At 43.3% G+C, this 2575-nt stretch carries 2 protein-coding genes and 1 tRNA gene; 1 reads left to right on the plus strand and 2 read right to left on the minus strand.

Annotated elements, in window-relative coordinates:
• Positions 1 to 112: 112 nt before the first annotated feature.
• Entirely contained in the window at positions 113 to 328 is a 216-nt protein-coding gene (locus JWH17_RS23030; protein WP_205225049.1) for a hypothetical protein, read from the minus strand.
• Between the two features lie 58 nt (positions 329 to 386).
• Positions 387 to 1484, minus strand: coding sequence for a tyrosine-type recombinase/integrase (locus JWH17_RS23035; RefSeq protein ID WP_205225050.1), 1098 nt, complete (start codon positions 1482 to 1484; stop codon positions 387 to 389).
• Positions 1485 to 1704: 220 nt separating this feature from the next.
• Between JWH17_RS23035 and JWH17_RS23040 the strand changes: the two genes are divergently transcribed.
• Positions 1705 to 1781, plus strand: a tRNA-Arg gene (locus JWH17_RS23040).
• Positions 1782 to 2575: the final 794 nt, after the last annotated feature.

A 2575-nucleotide genomic window follows, 5' to 3' on the forward strand; every position in this document is an offset into this window, starting at 1 on the left:
TGAAAAAATAACAGCGTCGCTTCGCTCCGACCACCTGGCCAGTTTCACTGGAATAGGTGGCCGGAATCACGTGGACTGACTGGCCGGTTTCGACTGGAATGGGTGGCCGGATTCAGTGGAATACGCAATCTGCAATGTATTCGCCAAGGAACGATTGAAGGTCAAGTAGCTTGCCTAGGTCAGGTGTGGTAAGAAAGCATTCTTGCCCCTGACAATCCCTACTCGTTTCAATCTCCGTCATTATCTTGGTTATGATCGCTACTCCACCGCTAGCCTTGTGGATGTTCACGATATCTGTTGGGGTAAGGTCTCCGTTTTCTTTCGCCATGGTATTGCTCTCCTTCATTGAATAGCTAATTTGTGAATTAATGTTAGTGGTAAGAAGGTTAAACTGCTATCTCCACAGCCGCCCTTAATGCGTGGTCAAACAGGTGGCTATATCTCTTGGTCATCTTTATATCTGAGTGTCCTAGCAATTCTTGCAGGACGTGCATTTGAACCTTACCGGAACTGGCTACGATGCTAGCATATGTGTGGCGCAAGTCGTGGAAGCGTATATCAATATTAGCTGCCTTCCTTATCCTTCTCCAGATAACGTAGAACCCCGAATAGTAACGGCCAGTGCTTGTGGGAAAAACAAGCCCTTCCTTTTGGTTGCTGTTTAAGGCAAGGGCTTGATTTAATACTTCGAGCGCCTTTGCTGATACTGGTAGCGTTTGAGTCTTGCCCGATTTGGTAGTAGTTCCATGGTAAGTAACGATGCCCTGTTCAAGGTCAACACGATCCCATGTGAGCCTGAGTATCTCCCCTCTTCTTCGACCTGTTAACATTGCGTATTGTACAACCAAAGCTGCCCGCTGATTCTGCCATGTTTCCAGTGTTTGCCTTAACCTTTGTTGGCCTTCTTCACACAAGGGGTTTGATACTTGATTATCAAACTTAGGCATCTTCAACCTGTTGCAAGGATTGTTGCCCTTATAAAGCCCTCGATCTATGCCGAAATTATATATTCGCCTAACAAGAGCTAGAACATGCTTAACAGTTTGTGGAGAAAGCCCTATTGATTGTAGATGTGATTTAAGCTTCTCCAGGTCTATAAGCTTAATCTTAGAAACCCTCTTTTTGCCGAGGTAAGGCTCGACGTGATTAGCGTACCTGGATTTGTCATCCTTCCAAGATGAGCAGTTCAGCTTAGACCATTCAATAAAAGAGTCGTTAAGGTCGTTCAATGTACAATCAGCTGACCTTCTCTTTGACTTGTCCCTTGCAAGTTCCCTTGCCTCAGTCATGAATTCAATTTCAATAGCTTTGGCTTCAAGAAGAGAATGCACGACCTTGGTTCTCCACTTGTTGCCGGGAAATTTAACCCTGACCTTATAGACACGATCTTTACTAGGCGGTGATGCAGCTAGACATTTAGGACACTTCTTGTGGGTCAATTTGTAATCGGCCCGGCATGATTTACAACGAACAGATATTGCCATGTTGTTCCCTCCAACTTTAATGGGGTAAACTCTTGGGTAAACAAATACCCGTTAAATACGAGTTGACCCTGCAGGGAAACAGAGCGGTTAACAAACAAGGGGCGGAGTAAATGCCACTTTGTTACTCAACGAACCACAGGCGCTAACCGTTGATATTACAAGAGAAAAACTTGTCTTTCATTTTTAAATGAAGCGTGTTATAAAGGCACACATCATCTTTGGGCGGGTAGCTCAGCTGGATAGAGTGTCGGCCTCCGAAGCCGAAGGCCGTGGGTTCGAATCCCACCTCGCCCACCAGTCATTTCAAGCACTTAGTCGATTTTGACTAGGTGCTTTTTTGGTTTCAACCTTTTCGTGTAAGCATAATGTAAGCAGGTTTAATCAATACAGATCAATCTTTTTTAGTACATAAATTCCGCTAGCCTTCTATAAATAGAGCATTTAACTGGGCTTGCCAGGAAATAGGCAACGTTTTGTGGGGATCGTTGTTTATCTGCTGGAAGAAAAGTGTGTGGAGGTTGGGCGGTAAATAAAAGTAGCATCTAAAGTGAGATATCTTCCTCTTTAAACTGGACCCACAGTAATAACAATCCTCACCACCAATTATTCCCGCTCAGGGTAATAACTTTACGGGATATCCCGTATCGGGTTCTCCACTCATTGGAGTGAGAACAATTGCTCGGTTTTATGGAACGTAGCTGAGCGCAGTTTTACTTTGTCCTATATGGTTCAGGACCGAGCCCTTTGAAAAGTCTCGACGCCTACTGTGCGGCACGGCATAGAAATTTTTGGCAGAAATGTACAGGAATTAAGTTTAACTTGCGGACTTTCTTAAATGGTTAACATTGCCAATGCTAGCCTCTAAATCCTTAAATATGCTTATCTGCAAACCTCTTTTATGTAATGTTATCCGGAAGTAAGATGGTAAAAACATTTGCAATGGAAAACACAATCTATTTAGCTAGTGTCTGTCCGCGAGAAGCTATTTATTTGATTTAGTAAGAGAAAATCGCCTTTTAAGGGATGCTCTTTTTACGATTCCTGGTAAAGTTTTTTTAGTAAGTCGCTAAAATTACTTGATTAACTATTTC

This window comes from Desulfogranum marinum (assembly GCF_016918565.1).
Classification (GTDB): domain Bacteria; phylum Desulfobacterota; class Desulfobulbia; order Desulfobulbales; family Desulfobulbaceae; genus Desulfogranum; species Desulfogranum marinum.

Bases quoted from the DNA above. Each gene is read 5' to 3' on its own strand.
- JWH17_RS23035 (WP_205225050.1), bottom strand. From the start codon at position 1,484: ATGGCAATATCTGTTCGTTGTAAATCATGCCGGGCCGATTACAAATTG.
- JWH17_RS23030 (WP_205225049.1), bottom strand. From the start codon at position 328: ATGGCGAAAGAAAACGGAGACCTTACCCCAACAGATATCGTGAACATC.